General features: G+C 62.4%; 21 protein-coding genes. 14 read left to right on the top strand and 7 right to left on the bottom strand.

The features are described 5' to 3' along the window. Positions 1 to 141: 141 nt before the first annotated feature. The 7 genes from ACX3M4_RS15660 (at position 142) to ACX3M4_RS15630 (ending at position 10869) form a co-directional block, all read left to right on the top strand. Positions 142 to 3129 carry a 2-oxoglutarate dehydrogenase E1 component gene (locus ACX3M4_RS15660; protein WP_459353937.1) on the top strand — a complete coding sequence of 996 codons (2988 nt, stop codon included), beginning with the start codon at positions 142 to 144 and terminating at the stop codon, positions 3127 to 3129. Positions 3130 to 3201: 72 nt separating this feature from the next. Next, complete coding sequence (odhB, locus tag ACX3M4_RS15655; RefSeq protein ID WP_459353936.1) at positions 3202 to 4707, top strand: 2-oxoglutarate dehydrogenase complex dihydrolipoyllysine-residue succinyltransferase; 1506 nt, start codon at positions 3202 to 3204, stop codon at positions 4705 to 4707. A gap of 39 nt (positions 4708 to 4746) precedes the next feature. Beyond that, on the top strand, positions 4747 to 5361 hold the full coding sequence (locus ACX3M4_RS15650) for a LysE family translocator (RefSeq protein WP_459353935.1): 615 nt from the start codon (positions 4747 to 4749) through the stop codon (positions 5359 to 5361). Between the two features lie 50 nt (positions 5362 to 5411). Further along, positions 5412 to 6833 (top strand): LIC10280 family protein, encoded by a 1422-nt coding sequence (gene lfb1 / locus ACX3M4_RS15645; protein WP_459353934.1) that lies wholly within the window; start codon positions 5412 to 5414, stop codon positions 6831 to 6833. A 10-nt stretch (positions 6834 to 6843) separates the two neighbouring features. After that, complete coding sequence (locus tag ACX3M4_RS15640; protein ID WP_459353933.1) at positions 6844 to 7602, top strand: SDR family oxidoreductase; 759 nt, start codon at positions 6844 to 6846, stop codon at positions 7600 to 7602. Between the two features lie 48 nt (positions 7603 to 7650). Further along, on the top strand, positions 7651 to 9054 hold the full coding sequence (gene lpdA / locus ACX3M4_RS15635) for a dihydrolipoyl dehydrogenase (RefSeq protein ID WP_459353932.1): 1404 nt from the start codon (positions 7651 to 7653) through the stop codon (positions 9052 to 9054). A gap of 276 nt (positions 9055 to 9330) precedes the next feature. Continuing rightward, entirely contained in the window at positions 9331 to 10869 is a 1539-nt protein-coding gene (locus tag ACX3M4_RS15630) for a hypothetical protein (protein WP_459353931.1), read from the top strand. Positions 10870 to 10918: 49 nt separating this feature from the next. Here the strand turns inward: ACX3M4_RS15630 and ACX3M4_RS15625 are convergent, their stop codons facing one another. Together ACX3M4_RS15625 and ACX3M4_RS15620 are read right to left on the bottom strand one after the other, a co-directional pair. Beyond that, entirely contained in the window at positions 10919 to 11215 is a 297-nt protein-coding gene (locus ACX3M4_RS15625) for an antibiotic biosynthesis monooxygenase family protein (RefSeq protein ID WP_459353930.1), read from the bottom strand. Positions 11216 to 11274: 59 nt separating this feature from the next. Further along, the gene (locus ACX3M4_RS15620) at positions 11275 to 11694 is read right to left on the bottom strand and encodes a MerR family transcriptional regulator (protein ID WP_459353929.1); all 420 of its coding nucleotides are present in this window, start codon (positions 11692 to 11694) and stop codon (positions 11275 to 11277) included. A gap of 90 nt (positions 11695 to 11784) precedes the next feature. On the opposite strand from ACX3M4_RS15620, the gene ACX3M4_RS15615 reads away from it, so the two are divergent. After that, entirely contained in the window at positions 11785 to 12423 is a 639-nt protein-coding gene (locus ACX3M4_RS15615) for a cation transporter (RefSeq protein WP_459353928.1), read from the top strand. A gap of 47 nt (positions 12424 to 12470) precedes the next feature. Here the strand turns inward: ACX3M4_RS15615 and ACX3M4_RS15610 are convergent, their stop codons facing one another. The 4 genes from ACX3M4_RS15610 to ACX3M4_RS15595 all read right to left on the bottom strand — a co-directional run bounded on the left by ACX3M4_RS15610 (position 12471) and on the right by ACX3M4_RS15595 (position 15786). Further along, on the bottom strand, positions 12471 to 13415 hold the full coding sequence (locus ACX3M4_RS15610) for a metallophosphoesterase (protein WP_459353927.1): 945 nt from the start codon (positions 13413 to 13415) through the stop codon (positions 12471 to 12473). A gap of 267 nt (positions 13416 to 13682) precedes the next feature. Continuing rightward, positions 13683 to 13919 (bottom strand): hypothetical protein, encoded by a 237-nt coding sequence (locus tag ACX3M4_RS15605; RefSeq protein WP_459353926.1) that lies wholly within the window; start codon positions 13917 to 13919, stop codon positions 13683 to 13685. A gap of 116 nt (positions 13920 to 14035) precedes the next feature. Continuing rightward, a complete protein-coding gene (locus tag ACX3M4_RS15600) occupies positions 14036 to 14440 on the bottom strand; it encodes a serine/threonine protein kinase (RefSeq protein WP_459353925.1) in 405 nt (134 codons plus the stop codon). A 386-nt stretch (positions 14441 to 14826) separates the two neighbouring features. Further along, complete coding sequence (locus tag ACX3M4_RS15595; RefSeq protein ID WP_459353924.1) at positions 14827 to 15786, bottom strand: tyrosine recombinase XerC; 960 nt, start codon at positions 15784 to 15786, stop codon at positions 14827 to 14829. 539 nt (positions 15787 to 16325) lie between these two features. Between ACX3M4_RS15595 and ACX3M4_RS15590 the strand changes: the two genes are divergently transcribed. Continuing rightward, positions 16326 to 16841, top strand: a complete 516-nt coding sequence (locus ACX3M4_RS15590; protein WP_459353923.1) for an Hcp family type VI secretion system effector — start codon at positions 16326 to 16328, stop codon at positions 16839 to 16841. 265 nt (positions 16842 to 17106) lie between these two features. Here the strand turns inward: ACX3M4_RS15590 and fsa are convergent, their stop codons facing one another. Then, positions 17107 to 17760 carry a fructose-6-phosphate aldolase gene (gene fsa, locus ACX3M4_RS15585; RefSeq protein WP_459353922.1) on the bottom strand — a complete coding sequence of 218 codons (654 nt, stop codon included), beginning with the start codon at positions 17758 to 17760 and terminating at the stop codon, positions 17107 to 17109. A 276-nt stretch (positions 17761 to 18036) separates the two neighbouring features. Here fsa and ACX3M4_RS15580 point away from each other — a divergent pair, with 276 nt between their 5' ends. From ACX3M4_RS15580 to ACX3M4_RS15560, 5 genes are all read left to right on the top strand, one after another. Continuing rightward, entirely contained in the window at positions 18037 to 20232 is a 2196-nt protein-coding gene (locus ACX3M4_RS15580; protein ID WP_459353921.1) for a primosomal protein N', read from the top strand. A 144-nt stretch (positions 20233 to 20376) separates the two neighbouring features. Continuing rightward, positions 20377 to 20736: a DUF1428 domain-containing protein gene (locus ACX3M4_RS15575; protein WP_459353920.1), complete on the top strand. Its 360-nt coding sequence runs from the start codon at positions 20377 to 20379 to the stop codon at positions 20734 to 20736. Between the two features lie 325 nt (positions 20737 to 21061). Next, positions 21062 to 21622: a F0F1 ATP synthase subunit delta gene (locus ACX3M4_RS15570; RefSeq protein WP_459353919.1), complete on the top strand. Its 561-nt coding sequence runs from the start codon at positions 21062 to 21064 to the stop codon at positions 21620 to 21622. Beyond that, entirely contained in the window at positions 21622 to 23151 is a 1530-nt protein-coding gene (gene atpA, locus ACX3M4_RS15565; protein ID WP_459353918.1) for a F0F1 ATP synthase subunit alpha, read from the top strand. Before ACX3M4_RS15570 ends, atpA begins: the two co-directional genes overlap by 1 nt. A gap of 31 nt (positions 23152 to 23182) precedes the next feature. Further along, positions 23183 to 24067 (top strand): F0F1 ATP synthase subunit gamma, encoded by an 885-nt coding sequence (locus tag ACX3M4_RS15560; protein WP_459353917.1) that lies wholly within the window; start codon positions 23183 to 23185, stop codon positions 24065 to 24067. The last annotated feature ends 17 nt before the right edge of the window (positions 24068 to 24084 follow it).

Here is a 24084-nt window from a genome sequence, read left to right as displayed (position 1 = left end):
GATTGCGCGGCGCGACCATTTTTCGAGGGGTTGGTGCCAGCGGGCGTTCCCGGGCACCGGCCGTATAGGGAAACCGGCCGCGGGTCATTTTTGATTGGACCCGCCAAACAAAAAGGGCGGAGCGACCCTCCGCTAAAGGACATGGCACGGCAGGAAGCGAACAACGTATTCGCACTGACGTCGTTGCTTTACGGCGCCAACGCAGCCTATATCGAAGACCTCTACGCACAGTACAAGACGGATCCGAACTCGGTCGATGCCGAGTGGCAGGACTTCTTTGCTGCCTTTCAGGACGAGAAGGAAGCCGTCCTGAAGGAAGCGCGCGGGGCACCGTGGAAGCGCAAGGACTGGCCGATCGAAGCCAACGGCGATCTCGTCAATGCCTTTGACGGCAACTGGGCGCCGATCGAGCAGAAGCTCGGCGACAAGTTGAAGGAAAAGGCGGTTGCCAAGGGCGCGCCGGTATCGGACACCGAGGTGCATCAGGCCACTCGCGACTCCGTCCGCGCGCTGATGATGATCCGCGCCTACCGCATGCGCGGTCACCTGCACGCCGATCTCGACCCGCTCGGCATCGCCGGCAAGGGCGACCATGAAGAACTGCACCCGTCCTCCTATGGCTTCGTGGAAGCCGACTGGGACCGCAAGATCTTCATCGACCATGTTCTCGGCCTCGAATACGCCACCATCCGCGAGATGCTGGACATCCTGAAGCGGACCTACTGCTCGACCCTCGGTGTCGAGTTCATGCATATTTCCGATCCGGCGGCCAAGGCCTGGATCCAGGAGCGCATCGAAGGTCCGGACAAGCAGGTGGCCTTCACTAATGAAGGCAAGAAGGCGATCCTGAACAAGCTGGTCGAGTCCGAAGGCTTCGAGAAGTTCCTGGACGTCAAATACACCGGCACCAAGCGTTTCGGCCTCGACGGCGGCGAAGCGCTGATCCCGGCGCTCGAACAGATCATCAAGCGCGGCGGCCAGATGGGCCTCAAGGACATCGTGCTCGGCATGGCCCACCGCGGCCGCCTGAACGTGCTGTCCCAGGTGATGGGCAAGCCGCACCGCGCCATCTTCCACGAATTCAAGGGCGGCTCCTACGCCCCCGACGAAGTGGAAGGCTCCGGCGACGTGAAATACCACCTCGGCGCCTCTTCGGACCGGTCCTTCGACGGCAACGAGGTGCACCTGTCGCTGACGGCGAACCCCTCGCATCTGGAAATCGTCAACCCGGTGGTGCTCGGCAAGGCCCGCGCCAAGCAGGATCAGCTGGCCGCCAATGCGAATGGCAACTTCGTCGACACCACCGAGATCGATCGTGGCACCGTGCTGCCGCTGCTGCTGCATGGCGATGCGGCCTTTGCCGGCCAGGGCGTCGTGGCGGAGTGTTTCGGCCTGTCCGCGCTGCGCGGCCACCGCACCGGCGGTTCGGTCCATGTGATCATCAACAACCAGATCGGCTTCACCACCAACCCGCGTTTCTCGCGCTCCTCGCCTTATCCGTCGGATATGGCGAAGGTGATCGAAGCGCCGATCTTCCACGTCAATGCCGACGATCCGGAAGCGGTTGTCTTTGCGGCCAAAATCGCCATCGAGTTCCGCCAGACCTTCCACCGTCCGGTGGTCATCGACATGATCTGCTACCGCCGCTTCGGCCACAACGAGGGCGACGAGCCGGCGTTCACGCAGCCGATCATGTACCGCAAGATCCGCAAGCACGCGACGACGCTGCAGCTCTATTCCGAGCGCCTCGTCAAGGAAGGCGTGCTGTCGACGGACGAAGTCGAGCAGATGAAGGCCGACTGGCGCAAGCATCTGGACGACGAGTTCGATGCGGGCCAGGCCTTCAAGCCGAACAAAGCCGACTGGCTGGACGGCAAGTGGGCCGGCATGAAGCGCGCCGACGACGAGGACGATCCACGCCGCGGCGAAACCGGCCTGCCGATTGCAGAACTGAAGGACCTCGGACGGGCGCTGACCCATGTGCCGGAAGGTTTCAACATCCACCGCACCATCGCCAGGTTCATGAACCAGCGCGAGCGGATGATCGAGACAGGTGAAGGCATCGACTGGGCGACCGCGGAAGCGCTCGCCTTTGCGTCGCTCCTCAAGGAAGGCCACCCGGTGCGTCTGTCCGGCCAGGATTGCGAACGCGGGACCTTCTCCCAGCGCCATTCGGTGCTCTACGACCAGGAAGACGAAAGCCGCTACATTCCGCTCAACAACATCGCCTCCGGCCAGCAGCGCTACGAGGTCATCAACTCGATGCTGTCGGAAGAAGCGGTGCTGGGCTTCGAGTACGGCTACTCGCTGGCAGAGCCTCGTGCGCTGACCCTGTGGGAAGCCCAGTTCGGCGATTTCGCCAACGGCGCCCAGGTGGTGTTCGACCAGTTCATCTCCTCGGGCGAGCGCAAGTGGCTGCGCATGTCCGGTCTCGTCTGCCTGCTGCCGCATGGCTATGAAGGCCAGGGACCGGAACACTCTTCCGCGCGCCTTGAGCGCTTCCTGCAGCTTTGCGCGGAAGACAACATGCAGGTGGCGAACTGTTCGACCCCGTCGAACTACTTCCACATCCTGCGCCGTCAGCTGCGCCGCGACATCCGCAAGCCGCTGATCCTGATGACGCCGAAATCCCTTCTGCGCCACAAGCGCGCGGTGTCCACACTGCCGGAACTCGGACCGAATTCGTCCTTCCACCGCGTCCTGTGGGACGACTGGGGCTCTAATCTGTCCTCGGAAGGCAAGCTGGTTTCGGACGACAAGATCCGCCGCGTCGTGATGTGCTCGGGCAAGGTCTATTACGACCTGTTCGAGGAGCGCGAAAAGCGCGGCGTCAACGACGTCTACCTGATGCGCGTCGAACAGCTCTACCCGTTCCCGAAAAAGGCCCTGATGCTGGAACTCGCCCGCTTCCCGCAGGCGGAGATGGTCTGGTGCCAGGAAGAGCCCAAGAACATGGGTAGCTGGTTCTTCGTCGAACCCTATATCGAGTGGGTGCTGGAGCAGATCGATGCCAAGCACAAACGCCCGCGTTATGCCGGCCGCAATGCCATGGCCTCGACCGCGACCGGTCTGATGTCCTCGCATCTGGCGCAGCTGCAGGCGTTCCTCGAAGAGGCGCTCGGAAACTAGACGTCCCCGTTCAAGAGGGCCTGCGGGCCCTCTTCACAAAATTTGGCCAGGTAATTTTAAGAGAAGGCGACCATGGCAACCGAAATTCGCGTGCCCACGCTGGGTGAATCCGTTTCTGAAGCGACCATTGCGCAGTGGTTCAAAAAACCGGGTGACGCCGTCGCCCAGGACGAACCGCTGGTGGAGCTGGAAACCGACAAGGTGACCGTGGAAGTTCCGGCACCGGCAGCCGGAACGCTGGAAAGCATCGTGGTCAAGGAAGGCGCGACCGTCGAGGTCGGCGCTCTGCTCGGCCAGATCGCCGAAGGCGCGGGGGCAGCCGCCGCCGCACCGGCCAAGAAGGAAGCAAAATCCGACGCCAAACCCTCAGGCAAGGCAGAACTGGTCGACGTCCTGACGCCGAGCGCCGGTGAATCCGTCACCGAAGCGGAAGTCGGCGAGTGGAGCGTGAAGGTCGGCGACGTAGTCAAGGCCGACGACACGCTGGTGGAACTGGAAACCGACAAGGCAGCGCAGGAAGTTCCCGCTCCTGTCGCCGGTACCGTCGTCAAGATCGCCGCTGCAACCGGCACGACGGTCGAGCCGGGCACTCTGCTCTGCCAGATCGATCCGTCCGGTGAGGCAGCGTCTGCTGCTCCCGCCGCAGCCGCTGCTCCGGCCGCTCCGGCAAAGAGCTCCGGCTCGTCCATGCCGGCAGCTCCGTCCGCTCAGAAGATGATGGCCGAAAACAATCTCTCCGCCGATCAGGTTGCCGGTTCCGGCAAGCGCGGTCAGGTGCTGAAGGAAGACGTCATCAACGCGATCGCCTCCGGCGCGACGGCCGCCGCCGCTCCGGCACCGGCCGCCGTCGCCCGCGGCCCGGTTGCGGCCCAGGACGAAGTGCGCGAAGAACGCGTGCGCATGACCAAGCTGCGCCAGACCATCGCGCGCCGCCTGAAGGACGCCCAGAACACGGCCGCCATGCTGACCACCTATAACGAGGTGGACATGGGTCCGGTCATGGAGCTGCGCAAGCAGTACAAGGACCTGTTCGAGAAGAAGCACGGCGTCAAGCTCGGCTTCATGGGTTTCTTCACCAAGGCCGTCTGCCACGCGTTGAAGGAAATCCCGGCCGTCAACGCCGAAATCGACGGCACCGACATCATCTACAAGAACTTCTGCCACGTCGGCGTGGCTGTCGGCACCGACAAGGGCCTGGTGGTTCCGGTTGTGCGTGATGCCGACCAGATGTCGATTGCCGAAATCGAAAAGGAAATCGGCAATCTCGGCAAGAAGGCCCGGGACGGCAAACTCGGCATGGCTGACATGTCCGGCGGCACCTTCACCATCTCCAACGGTGGGGTGTATGGTTCGCTGATGTCGTCGCCGATCCTGAATGCGCCGCAGTCCGGTATTCTGGGCATGCACAAGATCCAGGAACGGCCGATGGCCGTGAACGGCCAGGTGGTGATCCGCCCTATGATGTATCTGGCGCTCTCCTACGACCACCGGATCGTCGACGGCAAGGAAGCCGTGACCTTCCTGGTGCGCGTCAAGGAAAGCCTGGAAGACCCGCAACGCCTGGTTCTGGATCTCTGATCCGGAACCGTTGACCGCCAAGCCCGGAGGATCCGGATCATGAGCCTGGAATTTCTGATTACCGCCCTGATCGTGGTTCTGATCCCTGGGACTGGCGTTGTCTACACGGTCGCCGTCGGGCTTGGGCGAGGGCGGCAGGCGTCTGTTGCTGCCGCCTTCGGCTGCACGCTCGGCATCATTCCGGCCATCCTGGCTTCCGTCGTCGGACTGGCAGCGCTGATGCATACCAGCGCCCTGGTGTTCCAGCTCGTCAAATATGCCGGTGTCGCCTATTTGCTTTACCTCGCCTGGCAGACGCTCAAGGACAGCGGTCCGATGGAGCTGAAGGCGGACAAACAGACCCGCAAAGGCTTTCTAGCCACGGCTCGAACCGGTTTTCTGATCAACATCCTCAATCCGAAGCTGACGGTGTTTTTCCTCGCCTTCCTGCCGCAATTCGTCAGCCCGGCAGCCGTCAATCCGACACTCGACATGCTGATGATGGGCGGCGTCTTCATGGCGATGACCTTTGCCGTCTTCGTTGTCTACGGCGCCTTTGCATCGCTGGTCGGCGACAAGGTGCTGAAGAGCGACCGCGTCATGGTCTGGATGCGCCGCACGGTTGCGGTGACTTTCGCCGGCTTCGGCTTGCGGCTGGCTCTGGCGGAGCAATAACCGGAACCGCAGGCAAAGTGACCGGGACGAGCTGGAGGATCTTCGAGACAATGAGCACAGTGCTGCATCGCGCCCTCGCGCTTCTTCTTGTCATCTGGACCGTGCTCTGCCTCGGTGCAGCCTCTGCTCTTGCCGCGGAGCCGCGCACCGCGTTGGTCATCGGCAACGCACAATATACCTATGGTCCGCTCTCCAATCCGGTCAACGACGCCGTTGCCATCGCCCGTGCGCTCGACAAGGCCGGGTTCAAGGTCATCCTGCAGACCGATGCCAGCCGCGAATCCATGGAACAGGCGATCGCGGCTTTCGGCGAAACGCTGAAGCAGCAGGGTGGCGTCGGGCTTTTCTATTTTGCCGGCCATGGCGTTCAGATCGAGGGCGAGAACTATCTTCTGCCTGTCGGTGCCGACGCACCGGACGAAACGGACCTGCGCCGGGAGTTGGTCGCCGTCAGCGATGCGGTCGGGGCGATGACGAAGGCTCATGACGGGCTCAACATCGTCGTGCTCGACGCCTGCCGCACCAATCCGCTGGGCGGTGAGGCGTCCGGCCTGTCGCGCATCGACAGCAATGCCAGCCTGTTCGTTTCCTATTCCACCTCGCCTGGCGCGGTCGCGCTTGATGGGGAAGGGAGCAACAGCCCCTATACCAAATATCTTGCGAACGCGATCGCGACACCGGCCCTGTCGCTGGAAGAAACCTTCAAGCAGACCCTGAAGGGTGTCTACCAGGAAACCCAGGGCCAGCAGACGCCGTGGATCTCCTCGTCCTTCTTCGGTGACTTCACCTTTGTGGCAGGCAGCTCCTCGGATCCGGCCGCCAACGCGGTGAAGGTCAGTGCCCTTTCCTCCGTGGGAGCAGCGCTGCGGGACAGCGCTGCCCGGAACGGCCCGGCTCGGCATATTTCCGGGGTCTACAAGGTGGCGGGCATCAACCCCAATGGCACGGTCTATACCGGCATGCTGGCCATCACGCCCGAGGGAAGCAATGCGCGTTTCACGTGGTGGATCGGCAGCAGCGTCTTTACCGGCGTCGGCGAATTTGCCGGACGCATGCTGGTGGTCAACTGGGGGGACAAGCATCCGGTCGTCTATTCATTCCTGAACGACGAAACCCTGGACGGTGAATGGGCCGACGGCTCGGCGGCCGAGAAACTGACGATCTATGCCCGCGCCGCGGAGACCAGCCAGGAGCTTCTTCAGGGCACCTATGCGGTTGCGGGGCAGAACCCGAACGGCAGCACCTACGAGGGCAAGGTCGAGCTGTCGCAGCAGGGCCGCAAATACACGCTCGTCTGGCAGGTCGGCACGAGCAGCTATCGCGGCGTCGGCGAACTGGACGGCAATGTCCTGACGGTGGACTGGGGCGACAAGACCCCCGTCGTCTATGCCCTGACGGGGGATGGACGCCTGCAAGGGCTCTGGGCCGGAGGGCGCGGCTCGGAAGAACTGACGCGCGTCGGCGGGCAATAGGGGGGCAAGGATGACGGACACGGTTGTTCTGGTGACAGGCGGAAGCCGCGGGATCGGCGCGGCGGTCAGCCGCAAGGCCGCGGCGCTCGGCCATACGGTTCTCATCAACTATTCCCATAACCGCGAGGCCGCTGATACCCTGGCGGGCGAGATCATCCAGGCTGGGGGCAAGGCCGCCGTCCTGCAGGGCGATGTCCAGAACGAGGCCGATGTCCTTCATCTCTTCGCGGAGGCGGACCGGCTCGGCACCCTCAAGGGCCTCGTCAACAATGCGGGCGTCGTCGACTATCCGCAGCGGGTCGACGAGATGTCGATGGCCCGGCTGCAGCGGATGTTCTCCATCAACTTAATTGGTGCGTTCCTGTGTGCCCGCGAGGCGGTCAAGCGCATGTCAACCCGTCATGGCGGCGAGGGCGGGGTTATCGTCAATCTGGGATCGGCCGCGTCAAAACTCGGCTCGCCGGGACAATATGTCGACTACGCCGCCTCCAAGGGCGCGATCGACACCATGACCGTCGGCCTGGCGCTGGAAGTCGCCGACGAGGGCATCCGGGTCAATGGCGTCCGGCCCGGCATCATCGACACCAATATCCATGCTTCCGGCGGCCTGCCCGACCGGGTGGCCCAGCTCAAGTCCAAACTGCCGATGAAACGCGCCGGCACCGCCGACGAGGTGGCCGAGGCGGTTCTGTGGCTTCTCTCCGACCAGTCCAGCTATACGACCGGCGCCATTCTGGATGTCTCCGGCGGCCGGGCGATCCTTCCTTGAACCAACATCCTGTTCGAACCAGAAATGAAAGAGGCAAAGGCGACCACAATGTCCCAATATGATCTCGTCGTCATCGGAACCGGCCCGGGCGGCTATGTCTGCGCGATCAAGGCCGCGCAGCTTGGCCTGAAGACGGCCGTTGTCGAAAAACGCACTACGCTTGGCGGCACCTGCCTCAATATCGGCTGCATTCCCTCAAAAGCCCTGCTGCATGCCTCGGAAATGTTCGAGGAAGCCGGTCACGGTTTTGAAAAGATCGGCATCAAGGTGGCAAAGCCGAAGCTCGACCTGCCGGCGATGATGAAGCACAAGACCGACGTGGTCGATGCCAACGTCAATGGCGTTGCCTTCCTGATGAAAAAGAACAAGATCGACGTTCACACCGGCACCGGCAAGGTCCTGGGCCAGGGCAAGGTCGAGGTGACCGGTGAAGACGGCAAGGCGAGTGTTCTGGAGACGAAGAGCATCGTGATTGCCACCGGCTCCGACGTCATGCCGCTGCCGGGTGTCGAGATCGACGAGAAGCAGGTGGTGTCCTCCACCGGCGCGCTGGAACTGGACAAGGTCCCAGGCAAGCTGGTCGTGGTCGGCGGCGGCGTGATCGGCCTGGAACTCGGCTCGGTCTGGAACCGCCTCGGGGCTGAAGTCACCGTGGTCGAGTTCATGGACAAGATCCTGGGCCCGATGGACGGCGACGTCTCCAAGAACTTCCAGCGCATGCTGAAGAAGCAGGGCATGGAGTTCAAACTGTCCTCCAAGGTCACCGGCGTTGAAAAGAAGGGCAAGGGCCTTGCCGTCACAGTTGAACCGGCCAAGGGCGGCGATGCACAGTTAATCGAGGCCGACATTGTCCTCGTCGCCATCGGCCGTCGTCCTTATACGGAGGGCCTGGGTCTCGATGGCGCCGGTGTCGCGCTGGACGAGCGCGGCCGCGTCAAGATCGACAACCACTACAAGACCAGTGTCGACGGCATTTATGCAATCGGCGACGTCGTCATCGGTCCGATGCTTGCGCACAAGGCCGAGGATGAAGGCGTTGCGATTGCCGAAATTCTCGCCGGCCAGGCCGGTCACGTGAACTATGACGTCATCCCGGGCGTCGTCTATACGCAGCCGGAAGTGGCCTCCGTCGGCAAGACCGAGGAAGAGCTGAAGGCAGCCGGCGTCGACTACAAGTCCGGCAAGTTCGTCTTCTCCGCCAATGGCCGCGCTCGCGCCATGAACAAGACCGAAGGCTTTGCCAAGGTTCTGGCCGATGCCAAGACCGACCGGGTGCTCGGCGTTCACATCGTCGGCTTCGGCGCCGGCGAGATGATCCACGAGGCTGCCGTCCTGATGGAATTCGGCGGCTCCTCGGAAGACCTCGCCCGAACCTGCCACGCCCACCCGACCATGTCGGAAGCCGTCAAGGAAGCCGCCCTCGGCGCCTTCGCGAAGTCGATACATTCCTGAGGGATCGAAAATGCCCCGCTTCGGCGGGGCGTTTTTTGACTGATTTACCTTGGAGGCCCCTTGTTACGTCAGGTGACATCCCCGCGAAGGTGGGGACCCGGGAACCTTCATTGGTTGCTGGTGCGCGACGGCATCTGCCCGGGTGTCCTGGCTTCCGGCAAGCGCTGCGCCTGGCGGGGAAGATAGCTTGAGGGGAGATGGCCAACAGACATTTCCCCTCAGACCGGCTTTTGATGTTATGAGCCTCCGGAAAGTCTCTTAAGAAGGCGAACCGAATTGACAAAGGCCGCAGCGCATTCAGCTCCGGAACCCGTTCCGTCCCGCAGCCGGGAAATCGTCTTCGGCAGCCTGATCCTGACTGTCCTTTGCGGTCTCGTCTTCTTCTGGCCGTCGCACACGATCCCGAATGTGGACGATCTCTTCTTCGTGCCCTGGGCACAGGAATTCGCGGCGACCGGCCGGCACTGGAATTCCCTGCTGGCCGTGCAGTTTCCTGGGCTTGAGAGCTATCACCTGCAGCCGCGCCTGCATCTGATGTTCGCAGGGTTTTTATTTGCCGTCGCGGGCAAGGGCACCGCGGCGCTCGTCCTCTACGAGTTCCTCTGTTATGCGCTGACCAGCCTTGCTTTCACAATGGTCTGCCTGAGGGTGAACTTGCGGCTGGCGGCTCTCTTCACGCCGCTTCTGTTCGCACCGATGTATGTGGTGGCGGGCTTCCGCCTGGAAGTGACCGGATCGCTGATCTGGATGCTGGCGCTTTTGATATCGGCGCCGCTTCTGATCAAGGCGGTCATCGGTATCAGGTTCGGCACGGCTGCGGAAACGGCCGGCAGCATTCTCGGCAAGGCGCTTTTCGGCATCGCGCCTTTGGCCGCCCCCGCCCTCTTTGCCTGGAGCCTCGGGGCGATTGCCGTCATCGAGATATGGCGTCTTGCAGGCCGACAGGCATCAATCCTGCGGGTCCTCGCAGAGGGGCTGGTGGCGCTGGCCCTGGCGCTCGCGGTCTTCGCCGTTTCGAGCGATTTCGAGTTTTCCGAGTTTCTGGAGCAGTTCGCTTATCACGCCAGCCGGTCCACCGGAAGCGGTGTCAACGACGAGGCACTGGTGCGGGCGGCGGCCTTTGGGGCAGTTGCGGCAGTCCTGTTCTGGCGCAATGCGCGCGTCCCGGCCGCGCTCTGCCTGGCGCTGGCCACCGGCCAGGCCATCGGCGCCTTCCTTCATGACAAGGCGTTGATCCGGAACCTTGCCGCTTCCATGGTCTTCCTGGTCGCGATGGACGCGGTGTTGAGCGCGCGCTGGACCAAGCTGAAGATAACAGCCTCCCTGTTGCTGTTCCTGCTGCTCTCGGCAAATTTCGCCAGTTTCTACCTCTTCTCGAAAGAGGCCGGAAATGGCGAGGCGGTCGCCTCTGCCTACCGTCAGGATCTTGAAGACGGCAAACGTGTCTTCATCGACGAGGTCATGGCACAGCATTACCTGGACCATCAGACCGACGGTGCGCTCTCCTGGACCTGGGGCGGAACCTTCCCGAAAGGCCGGGCCACCAGCATGGACGATCTCCTGGAAGGCGACGTCTGGTATGTCAGCGAATATACGCTGCTCGGGTATCTGAAAGGCCGGCACGACGTTGCCGAGAAGGTGTGGCCGGATCCGGATTATCGCCGCGTGCCGCAGCTCCCCTGCCTCCTTGGCCGGCATTCCTGCAATCTGCCTGAAACCCGCTGGTCCATTATGCGCCTGGAGCGCAAGGACGGGGCCGTCACCGTGCAGGAGCTGGGCGAGGATGCAGCGCCGAGAGCGTTGGCCCGGAGATAGGGACTTTCCCGATCGCCGGATCAGCTATCGAAGGACGGATTTCCAAGGTTCAGGCTTCGACCAGATCATAGTGCCTGATCGTCCGGGATTCGACGAGTTCGGCTTCGGCCGGGTCGATATGCGGGCTCTTGTAGTCCTCACCGGCAAAGGCCTTCAGGGACGCCAGATCCTTCCAGACCATGACGAAGCTGAACTCGCGCGGGCTGTCAGCCCTTGCGGCTCCGGGAAGAACGGACACGATCCCCGGCGTGCCCTTCATCAGGGGAATTGCCGTCTCATGGAAGAAGCGGCTGAAGTCCGCTTCCTTGCCGGGCCGGATGACGACCTGAAAGATGCGCATGATCATCTGGAGAACCTCCCGTGTCGGTCATTCTCCAGTCTAGCACACCGGAGCACCCGTCCCCGTCAGTGCTCCTCCATGCACAGGCTATGATCGCTGAAGGCCTTCAGGACATTGCACTCCGTCACCGTATGATCGCCCGCGCAACTTGTTGCGATCCGCTTGAGTTCCGCTTCCAGTTTCTTCAGATGCGTGATGCGCTGGCGCACCGCGCTCAACTGGTCCTTGGCAATCCGGTCGGCTGCGGCGCAGGGTTTGTCCGGATGCTGGCCGAGCTCGATCAGATCGCGGATCGCCGGCATCGGCAGGCCGAGATCGCGGCAGTGGCGGATGAAGCCGAGCCGCTCCAGGTCGGACCGCCGGTAGCGCCGCTGGTTGCCCTCCGTCCGCACGGGCTCCTCCAGCAGACCCTCTTTCTCGTAGTAGCGGATGGTCGGCACCTTCACGCCGGTGCGCTTTGACAAATCGCCTATCGAAAAATCCATAAAACCCTCTTGAACCTCTAGTCGCTATAGCAATTAAAAGTCTGTTCGACCCTGAAAATCAAGATGCCTTCGAGAGGCAAGGAGCGAATTATGGGAGCCTGTTGCGGCCAGTCACACGGAACCTTCGACGGCATGTCGAAAGACTATCGCCGCCGCCTGTGGCTGGTGATTGCCTTGAACGGCGGGATGTTTGCGGTCGAGATGATTGCGGGTCAGGCGGCGGGCTCGAAAGCGCTGCAGGCCGATGCGCTCGACTTCTTCGGCGATGCGGTGACCTATGGCATCTCGCTTGCCGTCATCGGTGCGTCGCTGCGGACCCGGGCCATGGCGGCGCTCGCGAAGGGCACCAGCCTCTTCCTGATGGGCCTGTGGGTGGCGGCCTCGACCCTCTACCAGGTCTTCGTCCTCGGTGTGCCGCAGGCTGCCGTCATGGGCTCGGTCGGCTTCCTGGCGCTTGCCGTCAACCTTGCCAGCGTTCTGCTGCTGGTGCGCTACAAGGACGGCGATGCCAATGTGCGCTCCGTTTGGCTGTGTTCGCGGAACGATGCCATCGGCAACGCCGCCGTCATGCTGGCCGCCGCAGGTGTCTGGGGCACGGCGACCGCCTGGCCGGACCTGATCGTCGCCGGACTGATGGCAGGGCTGTTCCTCAGTTCCGCGGTGCAGATCCTGTCCCAGTCGCTAAAGGAATACCGGCACAAGACCGTGCACGAGGCTGCTGCGGAATAGCGCTTGAAGAGCCGGCGGGGCGCTCAGGAGATCGCGGCACCGGCTTTTCATCCACCCAGATGCACCATGGTGATTTCCGGCGGCACGCCGAAGCGGACAGGCAGGATGGAGCAGCCGAGACCGCCGGAGACGATCAGGTGCCTGGGGTCCATGGCAAGGCCCAGGTGACGGGTCAGTGTCGTGCCCTCTTGCTCGATGATGTGGCCATAGGCATAGCTCTTGCCCTTTTTCTTGGGGAACGCCGGCAGGTAGCCGAAGCAGTTGATCTGGCCTCCATGGGTATGACCGCTGAGCGTGAGACTGACCCGCGACGGCACTTCTCCGATGATGTCGGGCTCGTGCGCCATGAGCAGGACCGGCGCATCGTCGCTGACCTGGGCAAGCGTGGCGGTCAGGTCGTCCAGGCCTTTCCAGCGCCGGCGCTTCAATTGGCGATTGGGAGCAAGAGCGATCTGATCGTCGATCCCGGCCAGCCAGAAGGCCTTGCCGTCCTTTTCGATGCGCGTTGCCCTGTTCTGGTAGAGCGGAATGCCGGCATTAAGCAGGGCCTGACCGTATTTCGTCGGGCCCTGGCCTGAAAGCTGCGCATCGGCATCGTCCCACCAGTCGTGATTGCCGAGGATTGCGTGGACGCCGAGCGGCGCGCCCAATCCGCCGAAGATGTCGGCCCAGGCCTGGGGCGGGATCGGGTCGTATTGCCAGGTGTGACTGGCAACGTAGTCTCCGAGCATCAGGATGATGTCCGGTTTCAGCGCATTGGTCTGGCGGACGATGGAGCGCACCCGGTCCAGCCCCATCCAGGGATCGCAGACATGCGGGTCGGCGATCAGGGCAGCGGTCAGTTCCAGGTCCCGTGGCCAGCGCGGCGGTCTCAGGTGGTGGTGAACGATGCGCAGGCGGAAGGGCTCGATGCCGACGGCATAGGCCGGCGCGGTGACGGCGCCCAGCATGGCAATGCCAATTCCTTGCAGAAAACGGCGTCTGGAAATCATGGCGTCCCGGATCCGGTTGCGATCAGAATGTCGCTCCGTTCTGCAATCCGGTTGAGGCCGGGGCATGACAGGTTTCAGCAAATTTTGTGCAGATGTCTCTCTGCAACAAAAAAAGCCCGCTGCGCGGCAGCGGGCAATGGCTTGGAGCAATTCGACATCGGTGGGCATTCAACCGGGAAGGCTTGAATGCCCAAGGCTGATCGACCTGAAAGTGCCGGAGCATCATGATTGCATGCGTCTGCATGCCCGACACTCCGGAAGTCTGGACTATTCCGCCGGCTTATCCCCGGGGACCGGCAAGACGGTCGCTTCCGGCAGAACCGCATCGCTGATGTCGTTGGTCGCGATGGCCACATCCGTGTCGATGTCGGGAACGACGACCGTTTCGGCGACTGTCATGTTGTTATCGGCTTGCGCGGTCTTGTCCCAGGGACAGGCGCTGGCCGGCAAGACGGTTAGCGTGGTCAGGGCAAGGGCCGCCACACCGGTGTTCAAGAGACGCATGTTTTCCCTCCGTCCGGTTCACTGCATGGATCAATGCAGCATTACGTAGGGTAAGTGAAAGGGCCGTCAAGGCAAGGAAAAACCCAGGGCCGATTGTTGTCTCGGTCAAGCCGGTCTCACTTGCGTCTCAGATTATAGGTGTTTTGCGTGCGCGGTTCGGACAGATCGTTGACGACATTGACCACACGTACGTCCAGGAGATCGCCGAAGGCCTTGATGGTCAGTTGCTTGCTGCTGAGAAAGCCGATGAGCAGCACCTGGACAGCTCCATCGGAGCGCAGCTCCGCCTGAGTCCAGCCCCACTTGCAGTCGCGGGGAATGCAGGACGTAAAGGCCCGCACTCGCACGTCAACTGCATCGTTCTCGCAACGGCTTTCGATCTCAACCCTGGAAATCTCTTTGGGCTTGGCATCCGGATAGACCCAGATCCCGTCTTCCGGCAGGGGGCAGTAGACGCGCTGTGCGAGCGAGGGCGCTACGGTCAGAAGAAGAAAACCGGCAGCGAGGATCAACAGACGCATGCATGTTCTCCCGGCAGGGCAAAGACATCGGCATTGGCCAAGCCTTTCGTGGCTCGACAACCTAACCGATTGGTGAACGAGCTGCCACACCCGCGTTCCCGGTATCATGCCAGCAGAAAGTGATTCCTTTAAGACCGTCAGAGGTTTGCGAGGCAGATCCTTGAGACCGGACGATTCAGGCTGCGCCTGCCCGAGGAACGAGGTTTTCCGCGTCCGCTGATCTAGTGGTTCGATTCTGACATTTGCATCCCCTGCTGCTAGCGCTGGAGCAAATGTCAGAATCATAAGAACCACTAGATAAATATAGGATTCTAGTGGAGCTTTTGAATTTGACATTTGAGCATCAGCCTATCCGCGAGCGGGACTCAAATGTCAAATTCGCTCCACTAGCGCCGCGGGTGGGCCTTGTCGTAGGCGGCCAGCAGATGGGCGCTGTCGATCTCGGTGTAGATCTGCGTCGAAGCGAGACTCGCATGGCCGAGCAGTTCCTGGATGGTCCTGAGGTCGCCGCCGCCAGCAAGCAGGTGGGTTGCGAAGGAGTGACGCAGTGCATGTGGCGTGGCGCTGTCCGGCAGGCCGAGCGCACCGCGCAGGCGCGCCATCGCCAGCTGGATCATGCGCGGATTGAGCGGTCCGCCGCGCGCTCCCAGAAACAGCGGTCCGTCCGGCATTACCGCGTAGGGACAGAGCTTCAGGTAGAGCTCGACCGCCTCGCAGACGGCAGGCAGGATCGGCACGATCCGCTCCTTGCCGCCCTTGCCGATGATGCGCAGCGTCCGGGTCCCGGCTTTTGGCGCCATCCGGCCCGTCAGCGACAGGGCTTCGGAAATACGCAGGCCGCAGCCGTAAAGCAGGGTCAGGACGGCGGCATTGCGGGCCTCCAGCCAGGGCTCAGTCTCCATCGCCAGATCGCCGCTGGTGATATCAAGCGCATCCTTGGAGGAGACCGGTTTGGGCAGCGAACGGGCCTGTCTGAGCGGGCGCACGGCAGCGGAAGCGGCCGCATTCACCTCGCCGCGGCGTTCCAGGAACCTGAGGAACGAGCGGATACCTGCAAGGCCTCTGGCGAGCGACCGGCTCTGCACGCCGGCACGCCGCCGGTTGGCCAGAAAGCCGCGGAAATCTGCCGGCCGCAGCGCCGCTATATCCTTCACGTCCGGCGCCCCGCCAAGATGGTTTGTCAGAAACCGCAGGAACTGGCGCAGGTCCCGCTCATAGGCTAGCAGCGTCTTGTCCGAAAGCCGGCGTTCGTCGGAAAGATGATCAAGCCATTGATCCACCCGCCGGTTGAGCTCCGGGCGGGCGGTGACAAGCAGAGAATCGGATCTGGTGGACGTGGCACACATGCCGCCACACTGCCTCAAGAGCTGCAACGGATCGGTTAACGCGTGGATGGGGCCGGTCTATCCTCTCCCTGCCACCTCATCCTGAGGAAGCGCGACAGCGCTGTCTCGAAGGATCGGCGGCACACTCCGAACAAGCGGCCCATCCTTCGAGACGGGCTTATCAGCCCTCCTCAGGATGAGGTCGGGGGAGGGCCGATGCATGCCTTGAGGCTTGCTTCCGAGGCTCCAGCCGGCTCTTCCGCACTCGTTCCGGCCCGCGTCAAACCCTCCCGATCGTCATTTTGTGATGTTCGTCACACGTGTGTTGCGCAGGTCTGTTCGCATCTTCGGGTGGACTGTGCAGATTTCTGCACAGTGCCACATTTTAACCTTTGCCCAGAAACAAGTTTAAACGCTGCGTTTTCAATATCTTGACCTGTTCAGGCCAAGTTGGCACGGCCGTTGCAATTTCCTCAGCATCGGCACCGGACCAAACCCGGGTGCCCCGGAAATCGAAACGACGACAGTCCGTCAAGTCACAGTCACCAGGAGTTAAGACCATGTCCAACATCGCTTACATCACCGTCAAGGGCGCAACCCAGGGCGACATCACCTCCGACGCAACCACCGCCGACAGTGTCGGCAACCTGTGGCAGGAAGGCCATGAGGCCGAATCCCTGGTCTATGCCTTCGAGCAGAACGCCGTTGTTCCCCGCGACCCGCAGTCCGGTTCCATCATCGCCACCCGCCGCCACATGCCGACCACCTTCATGAAGCCGGTCGACAAGGCCACCCCGTTGCTGTGGCAGGCCCTGGCCACCGGTGAGAGCCTGGAAATCGAAGTTCACTTCTGGCGCACCGCCACCTCGGGCGTCCAGGAACACTACTTCACCATCAAGTTCACCGATGCGGTGCTGGTGGAAGGCAAGACGATCCTGCCGGACGTCAACGACGAAGCCAACGCTTCCCGCGGCGATGTCGACAAGTGGTCCTTCACCTACCGCAAGGCCGACTGGACCCACGAAAAGGCCGGCACGAGCGCTTCCGACGACTACCGCGCTCCGAAGACCTCGTAACCTCACCAATCCCCACCGGGCCGCATTCTGCGAGCGGCCCGCCCGGCCGGACGGGATGCCCCTCCCGACGGCCGCAACCGCCCGGCCCCACCACCGGGCGGTTGGCTTTTGGGAAATCCTTTATGGCTCTCCCGAAAGGCACACCGCTCCGCCGTCCTCCCGGCCAAGCGAAGCGCGAGCAAGGATGACGAGCTGATAAGCTGCAGCGGAAAGTAAAACGGCCCGGAAATTTCCGGGCCGTTCGTATTTCATAGGGTTGCAGATCTCAGAGAATGCTCTGGCCGGTCTTTGCCCAGTCGGCGAGGAAGGCTTCCAGGCCCTTGTCGGTCAGCGGATGCTTGACCAGTGCCTTCAGCGTTGCCGGCGGCACGGTGGCCACATCGGCACCAATGATGGCGCAGTCCTTGACGTGGTTCGGCGTACGGATGGAGGCGGCCAGGATTTCCGTCTCAAAGCCGTAATTGTCGTAGATCACGCGGATTTCGCGGATCAGCTCCAGTCCGTCGGCGTGAATGTCGTCGAGGCGGCCGATGAAGGGCGAGATGTAGGTTGCGCCAGCCTTGGCGGCGAGCAGGGCCTGGTTGGCCGAGAAGCACAAAGTGACGTTGGTCTTGGTGCCTTCCTCGGTCAGCTGCTTGCAGGCTTTCAGGCCGTCGAAGGTCAGCGGCAGCTTGACCACCACATTGTCGGCGATGGCACTGAGGATATGGGCCTCCTTGATCATCGTGTCGAAATCGGTCGCGGCCACTTCCGCCGAGACATCGCCTGCGGTGATGGCGCAGATTTCGGCGATCACTTCCTTGAAGTCCCGCCCGGACTTGGCGATCAGGGACGGGTTGGTGGTGACGCCGTCAAGAAGGCCGGTTGCTTCCAGTTCCTTGATTTCCGCCGTGTCGGCGGTGTCGACGAAGAATTTCATGCGTGTCTACTCCCTGTGGGGCGCCCTGCAGGTCGCCAGAAGCTCTGACCCGTTCCGGGTCAAAACGATTGAATGGTCAGCTGCGCCCTCTTTACCCTAGGATGAGGACGAGAAGAACCCCTGATTCTCCGGTGGATCAAAAAAATGTGGTACGTACCTCAAAAAACGGACCCCCTTGCGTCCGCCTCCCGTGCGGGCGATCACCTTGGGCGCGTCTGGCGAGTGGAACGGTCCTCGGGCAGGTCGCCCGTTGCGCCCGTAGGGAGTTGAGGTTTCGTGCTGTTCGACGATCCGGAATTCAAGGAAACGATCGCCAGCGTGCTGGTGCCGGTGGCGGTGTCCGGTGCCTATACCTACAAGGTGCCGCCGGGCCAGAGTGTCGTGCCGGGAACCATCGTCCGGGTACCGCTGGGTCCGAGAGAAGTCATTGGCGCTGTCTGGGACATTGAACCGGACGCCGCGATCAACCCGAAAAAGCTGAAGTCCATTTCCCACGTTTATGCGTCGACCCCGCCGCTCGACGCGGAGCTGCGCCGTTTCGTTGACTGGGTGGCCAACTGGACCCTCGGCGCGCCGGGCATGGTGCTGCGCATGGTGCTGCGCTCGGAAGAAGCGCTGGAACCTGAAGCCCCGGTTCCGGGCGTGCGCCGGGTGGAGGGTGCAGAGCCCGACCGCCTGACGCCGGCGCGCCAGCGCATCCTGGCAACGATGGAAGAGGGCTTCGCCTGGACGAAGAGCGGGCTCGCCCACGCGGCCGGGGTCTCGTCGTCCGTGATCGATGGCCTTTTGAAACAGGAGGTCCTGGAAACGGTGCTGATGCCGGCTTCGCCGCCGCCGCCGAAGCCGCAGCTCGATTTTGCGCAGAAAAAACTGACCAGTGCCCAGGAAGCCGCGGCCGAAGGACTGGCCGGATGCTTCGACAAAGGCGGCAGCGTCGCGCTGATCGACGGGGTCACCGGATCGGGCAAGACGGAAGTCTATTTCGAGGCCATTGCCGAAGCGCTCCGGCGGGGCAGGCAAGCGCTGGTGCTGCTGCCGGAAATCGCTCTCACCGAACAGTTCCTGCGCCGCTTCGAGCAGCGATTCGGCGTTTATCCGGCCGAATGGCACTCGCAGATTACCGTCAAGAATCGCTCCCGCGTCTGGCGCGGGGTTGCCTCCGGTGACGTGCGTGTCGTCATCGGGGCGCGCTCGTCGCTCTTCCTGCCCTTCAAGGAACTGGGGCTCATCATCGTCGACGAGGAGCACGATGCCGCCTTCAAACAGGACGACCGGGTCCCCTACAGTGCCCGCGACATGGCGGTCGTTCGCGGTCATCTCGCCGGCTTTCCCGTGGTTCTTGCCTCCGCAACGCCGTCGGTAGAAAGCGTCGTCAATGCCGAAACCGGCCGCTACCGGCTGTTCGAATTGCCCGAGCGCGCCTCTGGAGCGGACCTGCCCGATCTCAGGGCCATCGACATGCGCCACGAGGGGCCTGAGCGGGGCCGCTGGCTGGCGCCGGAGCTGGTGCATGCCATCAAGGACACTTTCGCCGAAGGCAGCCAGTCGCTCCTGTTCCTCAACCGGCGCGGCTATGCACCGCTGACCCTCTGCCGCACCTGCGGCCATCGCTTCCAGTGTGCCCATTGCAGCGCCTGGCTGGTGGAACACCGCTTCCAGAAAAAGCTCGTCTGCCATCACTGCGGCCACCAGGAACCCGTGCCGCAGGCCTGCCCGTCGTGCCAGAGCACGGACAGCCTTGTTGCCTGCGGTCCGGGCGTGGAGAGAATCGCCGAGGAGGTCTCCGACCTCTTTCCGCAGGCGCGGGTGCTGATGCTTTCCTCCGACATGATGGGCGGGCCCGAGCGGCTGAAACGCGAGATGAAGATCGTGGAAGAGGGCGGTGCCGACATCGTCATCGGCACGCAGCTTGTGGCGAAAGGTCACAATTTCCCGAAGATGAAGCTGGTCGGCGTCGTCGATGCGGATCTGGGTCTCGCCCATGGCGACCCGCGCGCGGCGGAAAAGACCTTTCAACTGCTGGCTCAGGTGACCGGCCGTGCCGGCCGTGTCACAGGCGGCGGCAAGGGGTTCCTGCAGACCTACAATGCGGACCATCCCGTGATCCGGGCACTGCTTTCCAGCGACAAGGCTGCTTTTTACCGGGCGGAGATCGACGCGCGCCGCGCTGCCGGTCTGCCGCCCTTTGGTCGCATGGCGGCAGTCATTATTTCAGGACCGGACAGGACCTTTGCCGAGGGCTATGCCCGTGCGCTCGCCCGCGCTGCGCCTGAGGAAGGTGCCGTGACGCTGCTCGGCCCGGCGGAAGCGGCGCTTGCCATGGTGCGTGGCCGCTACCGCTTCCGCCTGCTTGCCATGGCCCCGCGTCAATTCGACCTGCAGGCCTATTTGCGCCATTGGCTGGGGACCGGCCCGAAACCGACACGGGGTCTGAGACTGCAGGTCGACATCGATCCGCAGCATTTCCTCTGACAGCCTTGGTTTTCTGCACCGGCTTTCTGTCAGGCATAGCGATCGCGACCACCGCGACCTCCTCTTTAATGCTGCTCCTCCAGGTTGCTTCCGCTTGCCGGCAATGGCACCCTTGCGACCGTTTCAAAAACGGGAGGTTTGCCGATGACCTATGTTCAAGGATTTCTGGCACCGGTGAAGACGGCCAAGAAAACGGAGTATGTCGAGATCGCAGAAAAATCCTGGCTGCTTTTCAAGGAATACGGCGCTCTTCATTGCTGCGAAAACTGGGGCTTCGATGTGCCGGACGGCAAGGTGACGTCCTTTCCGATGGCGGTCAAAAAGGAGGCAGACGAAACCGTGGTCTTTTCCTGGATCGTCTGGCCCGACAAGGAAACCGCCGATGCCTGTGTCGCAACCATGGGAACGGATCCGCGCTGGGATGAGGCGATGGGGAATGCGTCCGAAGTCTTCAGCATGCAGCGGATGATTTTCGGCGGGTTCGAGACGCTCGTGAATTATTGAAACGGACTGCTCCGGACGCCGAGCGGAAACCTTCAGGCGATCCGCTCAGGGGCCGCTGCCACAAAACCGTCTAAAGGTTTATGACGATGCCGGAACGTTGATTGGCAACGCTTTTTGCGGGTCCCCCGCAAAAAACACCAAGGAATCGGCAAGAACAGTCTTTAGGTGAAGTTGCACACTGGGAAACCCTGTGCTAATTGAGGCGCGGCTTTGGGGGCAGCGGTTTAACCGTCATACCTTCTGACCTTGAAATCCTTCATTTTTTCAATGCCTTACGAACGGTCCTCGTTGGTGGGCATGAAAAACGTCAGAGAGCACGGACCTGGTGACTGACAACGTATCTCTCGTATCCGGCGTGGCACAGCGTTATGCGTCCGCCCTCCTCGACCTCTCAGAGGGCGAAGGCGTCACGGCTGACGTGGAACGGGATCTGACCGCTTTCGAAGGCATGCTTGCCGAAAGCGAGGATCTCGTCCGTCTCGTGAAAAGCCCGGTATTCAGTACGGAGGAGCAGCTTGCAGCGCTCTCCGCACTTCTCGACAAGGCAGGCATCAAGGGCCTGGCTGCAAATTTCGTGAAGCTGGCCGCCCGCAACCGGCGCCTCTTCGTTCTTCCCGACATGATCAAGGCGTTCCGCGTTCTGCTGGCACAGAAGCGGGGCGAGGAAACGGCCGAGGTTACCTCCGCGGCCGCCCTGTCCGACGACCATGTCGCTGCCCTCAAGGAAGCCCTTTCGGCAACCACGGGCAAAACCGTAAACATCGTGGCAAAGGTTGATCCTGCCCTGATCGGTGGCCTCGTGGTCAAGGTCGGCTCCCGCATGATCGACACTTCGCTGCGTACCAAGCTCAATTCACTCAAGTTCGCGATGAAAGAGGTCGGCTGATGGATATTCGGGCCGCGGAAATTTCCGCAATCCTCAAGGACCAGATCAAGAGCTTCGGCCAGGAAGCCGAAGTCTCCGAGGTCGGTCAGGTGCTCTCCGTCGGTGACGGTATCGCCCGTGTGTATGGTCTGGACAAGGTCCAGGCCGGTGAAATGGTCGAGTTCCCGGGTGGTATCAAGGGCATGGCCCTGAACCTGGAAACCGACAACGTCGGTGTCGTTATCTTCGGCTCCGACCGTGACATCAAAGAAGGCGACACCGTCAAGCGGACCGGCGCCATCGTGGAAGTCCCGGTCGGCAAGGGCCTGCTCGGCCGCGTCGTCGACCCGCTCGGCAACCCGATCGACGGCAAGGGCCCGATCGAGTTCACCGAAAAGCGCCGCGTGGACGTGAAGGCGCCGGGCATCCTGCCGCGCAAGTCCGTGCACGAGCCGATGTCGACCGGCCTCAAGGCCATCGACGCCCTGATCCCGGTCGGCCGCGGCCAGCGCGAGCTCGTCATTGGCGACCGTCAGACCGGCAAGACCGCGATCATCCTCGACACCTTCCTGAACCAGAAGCCGCTGCACGCTGGTGACGACGAAGGCGCGAAGCTCTACTGCATCTACGTCGCAGTCGGCCAGAAGCGCTCCACCGTTGCCCAGTTCGTGAAGACCCTGGAAGATGCCGGTGCACTGGAATATTCCATCGTCGTCGCCGCGACCGCTTCCGACGCTGCTCCGCTGCAGTTCCTGGCACCGTTTGCCGGCTGCGCGATGGGCGAGTTCTTCCGCGACAACTCCATGCACGCCGTGATCGGTTACGACGACCTGACCAAGCAGGCCGTGGCCTATCGTCAGATGTCCCTGCTGCTCCGCCGTCCGCCGGGACGTGAAGCATTCCCGGGCGACGTCTTCTACCTGCACTCCCGTCTGCTGGAACGCGCTGCAAAGCTGAACGAAAACCACGGCGCCGGCTCGCTGACCGCTCTCCCGGTCATCGAAACCCAGGGCAACGACGTGTCCGCGTTCATTCCGACCAACGTGATCTCGATCACCGACGGTCAGATCTTCCTGGAAACGGACCTGTTCTACCAGGGTATCCGCCCGGCCGTGAACGTCGGTCTGTCGGTGTCCCGCGTGGGCTCTTCCGCTCAGATCAAGGCGATGAAGCAGGTTGCCGGCCCGATCAAGGGCGAACTGGCGCAGTACCGCGAAATGGCGGCCTTTGCCCAGTTCGGCTCCGACCTCGACGCCACCACCCAGCGCCTCCTGAACCGCGGTGCCCGCCTGACCGAACTCCTGAAGCAGCCGCAGTTCTCGCCGCTGAAGACCCAGGAACAGGTCGCCGTGATCTACGCCGGCGTGAACGGCTACCTGGACAGCCATCCGGTGAACCGTGTCAAGGACTTCGAAGAAGGCCTGCTGCTGTTCCTGCGCGGCGAGCACCAGAGCCTGCTCGACGCCATCTGGGAGAAGAAGGCACTTGACGACGAGCTGACCGGCAAGCTGAAGGCTGCCATCGACGCGTTCGCCAAGAACTTCGCTTAAGACCACGCCGGGATAAGGAGCAGGGGCGGCCATGCCGAGCCTGAAGGACTTACGAAACCGCATCGCTTCCGTGAAGGCGACGCAGAAAATCACCAAGGCCATGCAGATGGTGGCCGCGGCGAAGCTGCGTCGTGCCCAGGAAGCTGCGGAGGCTGCCCGTCCCTATGCGGAACGCATGGGCGCGGTGCTGGCCAATCTCGCGGTGGCCTTCGAGGGGCGCGACGACGCTCCGAAGCTGATGTCCGGCACCGGCAACGATCAGGTTCACCTCCTGCTCGTTGCTACCGCCGAACGCGGTCTTTGCGGGGGCTTCAACACCAACATTGCCAAGCTTGCGCGCGAAAAGGCGCGCAGCCTGTTGAAGCAGGGCAAGACGGTCAAGATCATCTGTGTCGGCAAGAAGGGCTATGACGCCCTGAAGCGAGAGCTCGGCCAGCATATCATCAAGACGGTCGACCTGCGCAGCGTGAAGAATGTCGGCTTCAACAATGCCGCCGACATCGGACGCGAAGTTCTTGCCATGTACGACGATGGCGAGTTCGACGTCTGCACGCTGTTCTACTCGACATTCAAGTCGGTGATCGCACAGGAACCGACCGCCCAGCAGCTGATCCCGGCCCATTTCGAGGCCAGCGCAGCTGATGCGGGAGCCGGTGCGAACGCCGTCTACGAATATGAGCCGGAAGAAACCGAGATCCTTGCGGATCTTCTTCCGCGGAACATTTCCGTCCAGATTTTCCGGGCTCTCCTGGAAAACGCTGCTTCCGAACAGGGTGCGCGCATGTCCGCAATGGACAACGCTACCCGAAACGCCGGCGAAATGATCGACAAGCTGACGATCAACTACAACCGCCAGCGTCAGGCACAGATTACGACGGAACTGATTGAAATTATCTCGGGCGCGGAAGCGCTCTAAGGCATCCTGCGCCCTTC

It is taken from the genome of Roseibium sp. M-1 (genome assembly GCF_054515675.1).
This window is presented reverse-complemented; position numbering and strand designations above follow the sequence as displayed.

Bases quoted from the DNA above. Each gene is read 5' to 3' on its own strand.
- ACX3M4_RS15660 (WP_459353937.1), top strand. From the start codon at position 142: ATGGCACGGCAGGAAGCGAACAACGTATTCGCACTGACGTCGTTGCTT.
- odhB (WP_459353936.1), top strand. From the start codon at position 3,202: ATGGCAACCGAAATTCGCGTGCCCACGCTGGGTGAATCCGTTTCTGAA.
- ACX3M4_RS15650 (WP_459353935.1), top strand. From the start codon at position 4,747: ATGAGCCTGGAATTTCTGATTACCGCCCTGATCGTGGTTCTGATCCCT.
- lfb1 (WP_459353934.1), top strand. From the start codon at position 5,412: ATGAGCACAGTGCTGCATCGCGCCCTCGCGCTTCTTCTTGTCATCTGG.
- ACX3M4_RS15640 (WP_459353933.1), top strand. From the start codon at position 6,844: ATGACGGACACGGTTGTTCTGGTGACAGGCGGAAGCCGCGGGATCGGC.
- lpdA (WP_459353932.1), top strand. From the start codon at position 7,651: ATGTCCCAATATGATCTCGTCGTCATCGGAACCGGCCCGGGCGGCTAT.
- ACX3M4_RS15625 (WP_459353930.1), bottom strand. From the start codon at position 11,215: ATGATCATGCGCATCTTTCAGGTCGTCATCCGGCCCGGCAAGGAAGCG.
- ACX3M4_RS15620 (WP_459353929.1), bottom strand. From the start codon at position 11,694: ATGGATTTTTCGATAGGCGATTTGTCAAAGCGCACCGGCGTGAAGGTG.
- ACX3M4_RS15615 (WP_459353928.1), top strand. From the start codon at position 11,785: ATGGGAGCCTGTTGCGGCCAGTCACACGGAACCTTCGACGGCATGTCG.
- ACX3M4_RS15610 (WP_459353927.1), bottom strand. From the start codon at position 13,415: ATGATTTCCAGACGCCGTTTTCTGCAAGGAATTGGCATTGCCATGCTG.
- ACX3M4_RS15605 (WP_459353926.1), bottom strand. From the start codon at position 13,919: ATGCGTCTCTTGAACACCGGTGTGGCGGCCCTTGCCCTGACCACGCTA.
- ACX3M4_RS15600 (WP_459353925.1), bottom strand. From the start codon at position 14,440: ATGCGTCTGTTGATCCTCGCTGCCGGTTTTCTTCTTCTGACCGTAGCG.
- ACX3M4_RS15595 (WP_459353924.1), bottom strand. From the start codon at position 15,786: ATGTGTGCCACGTCCACCAGATCCGATTCTCTGCTTGTCACCGCCCGC.
- ACX3M4_RS15590 (WP_459353923.1), top strand. From the start codon at position 16,326: ATGTCCAACATCGCTTACATCACCGTCAAGGGCGCAACCCAGGGCGAC.
- fsa (WP_459353922.1), bottom strand. From the start codon at position 17,760: ATGAAATTCTTCGTCGACACCGCCGACACGGCGGAAATCAAGGAACTG.
- ACX3M4_RS15575 (WP_459353920.1), top strand. From the start codon at position 20,377: ATGACCTATGTTCAAGGATTTCTGGCACCGGTGAAGACGGCCAAGAAA.
- atpA (WP_459353918.1), top strand. From the start codon at position 21,622: ATGGATATTCGGGCCGCGGAAATTTCCGCAATCCTCAAGGACCAGATC.
- ACX3M4_RS15560 (WP_459353917.1), top strand. From the start codon at position 23,183: ATGCCGAGCCTGAAGGACTTACGAAACCGCATCGCTTCCGTGAAGGCG.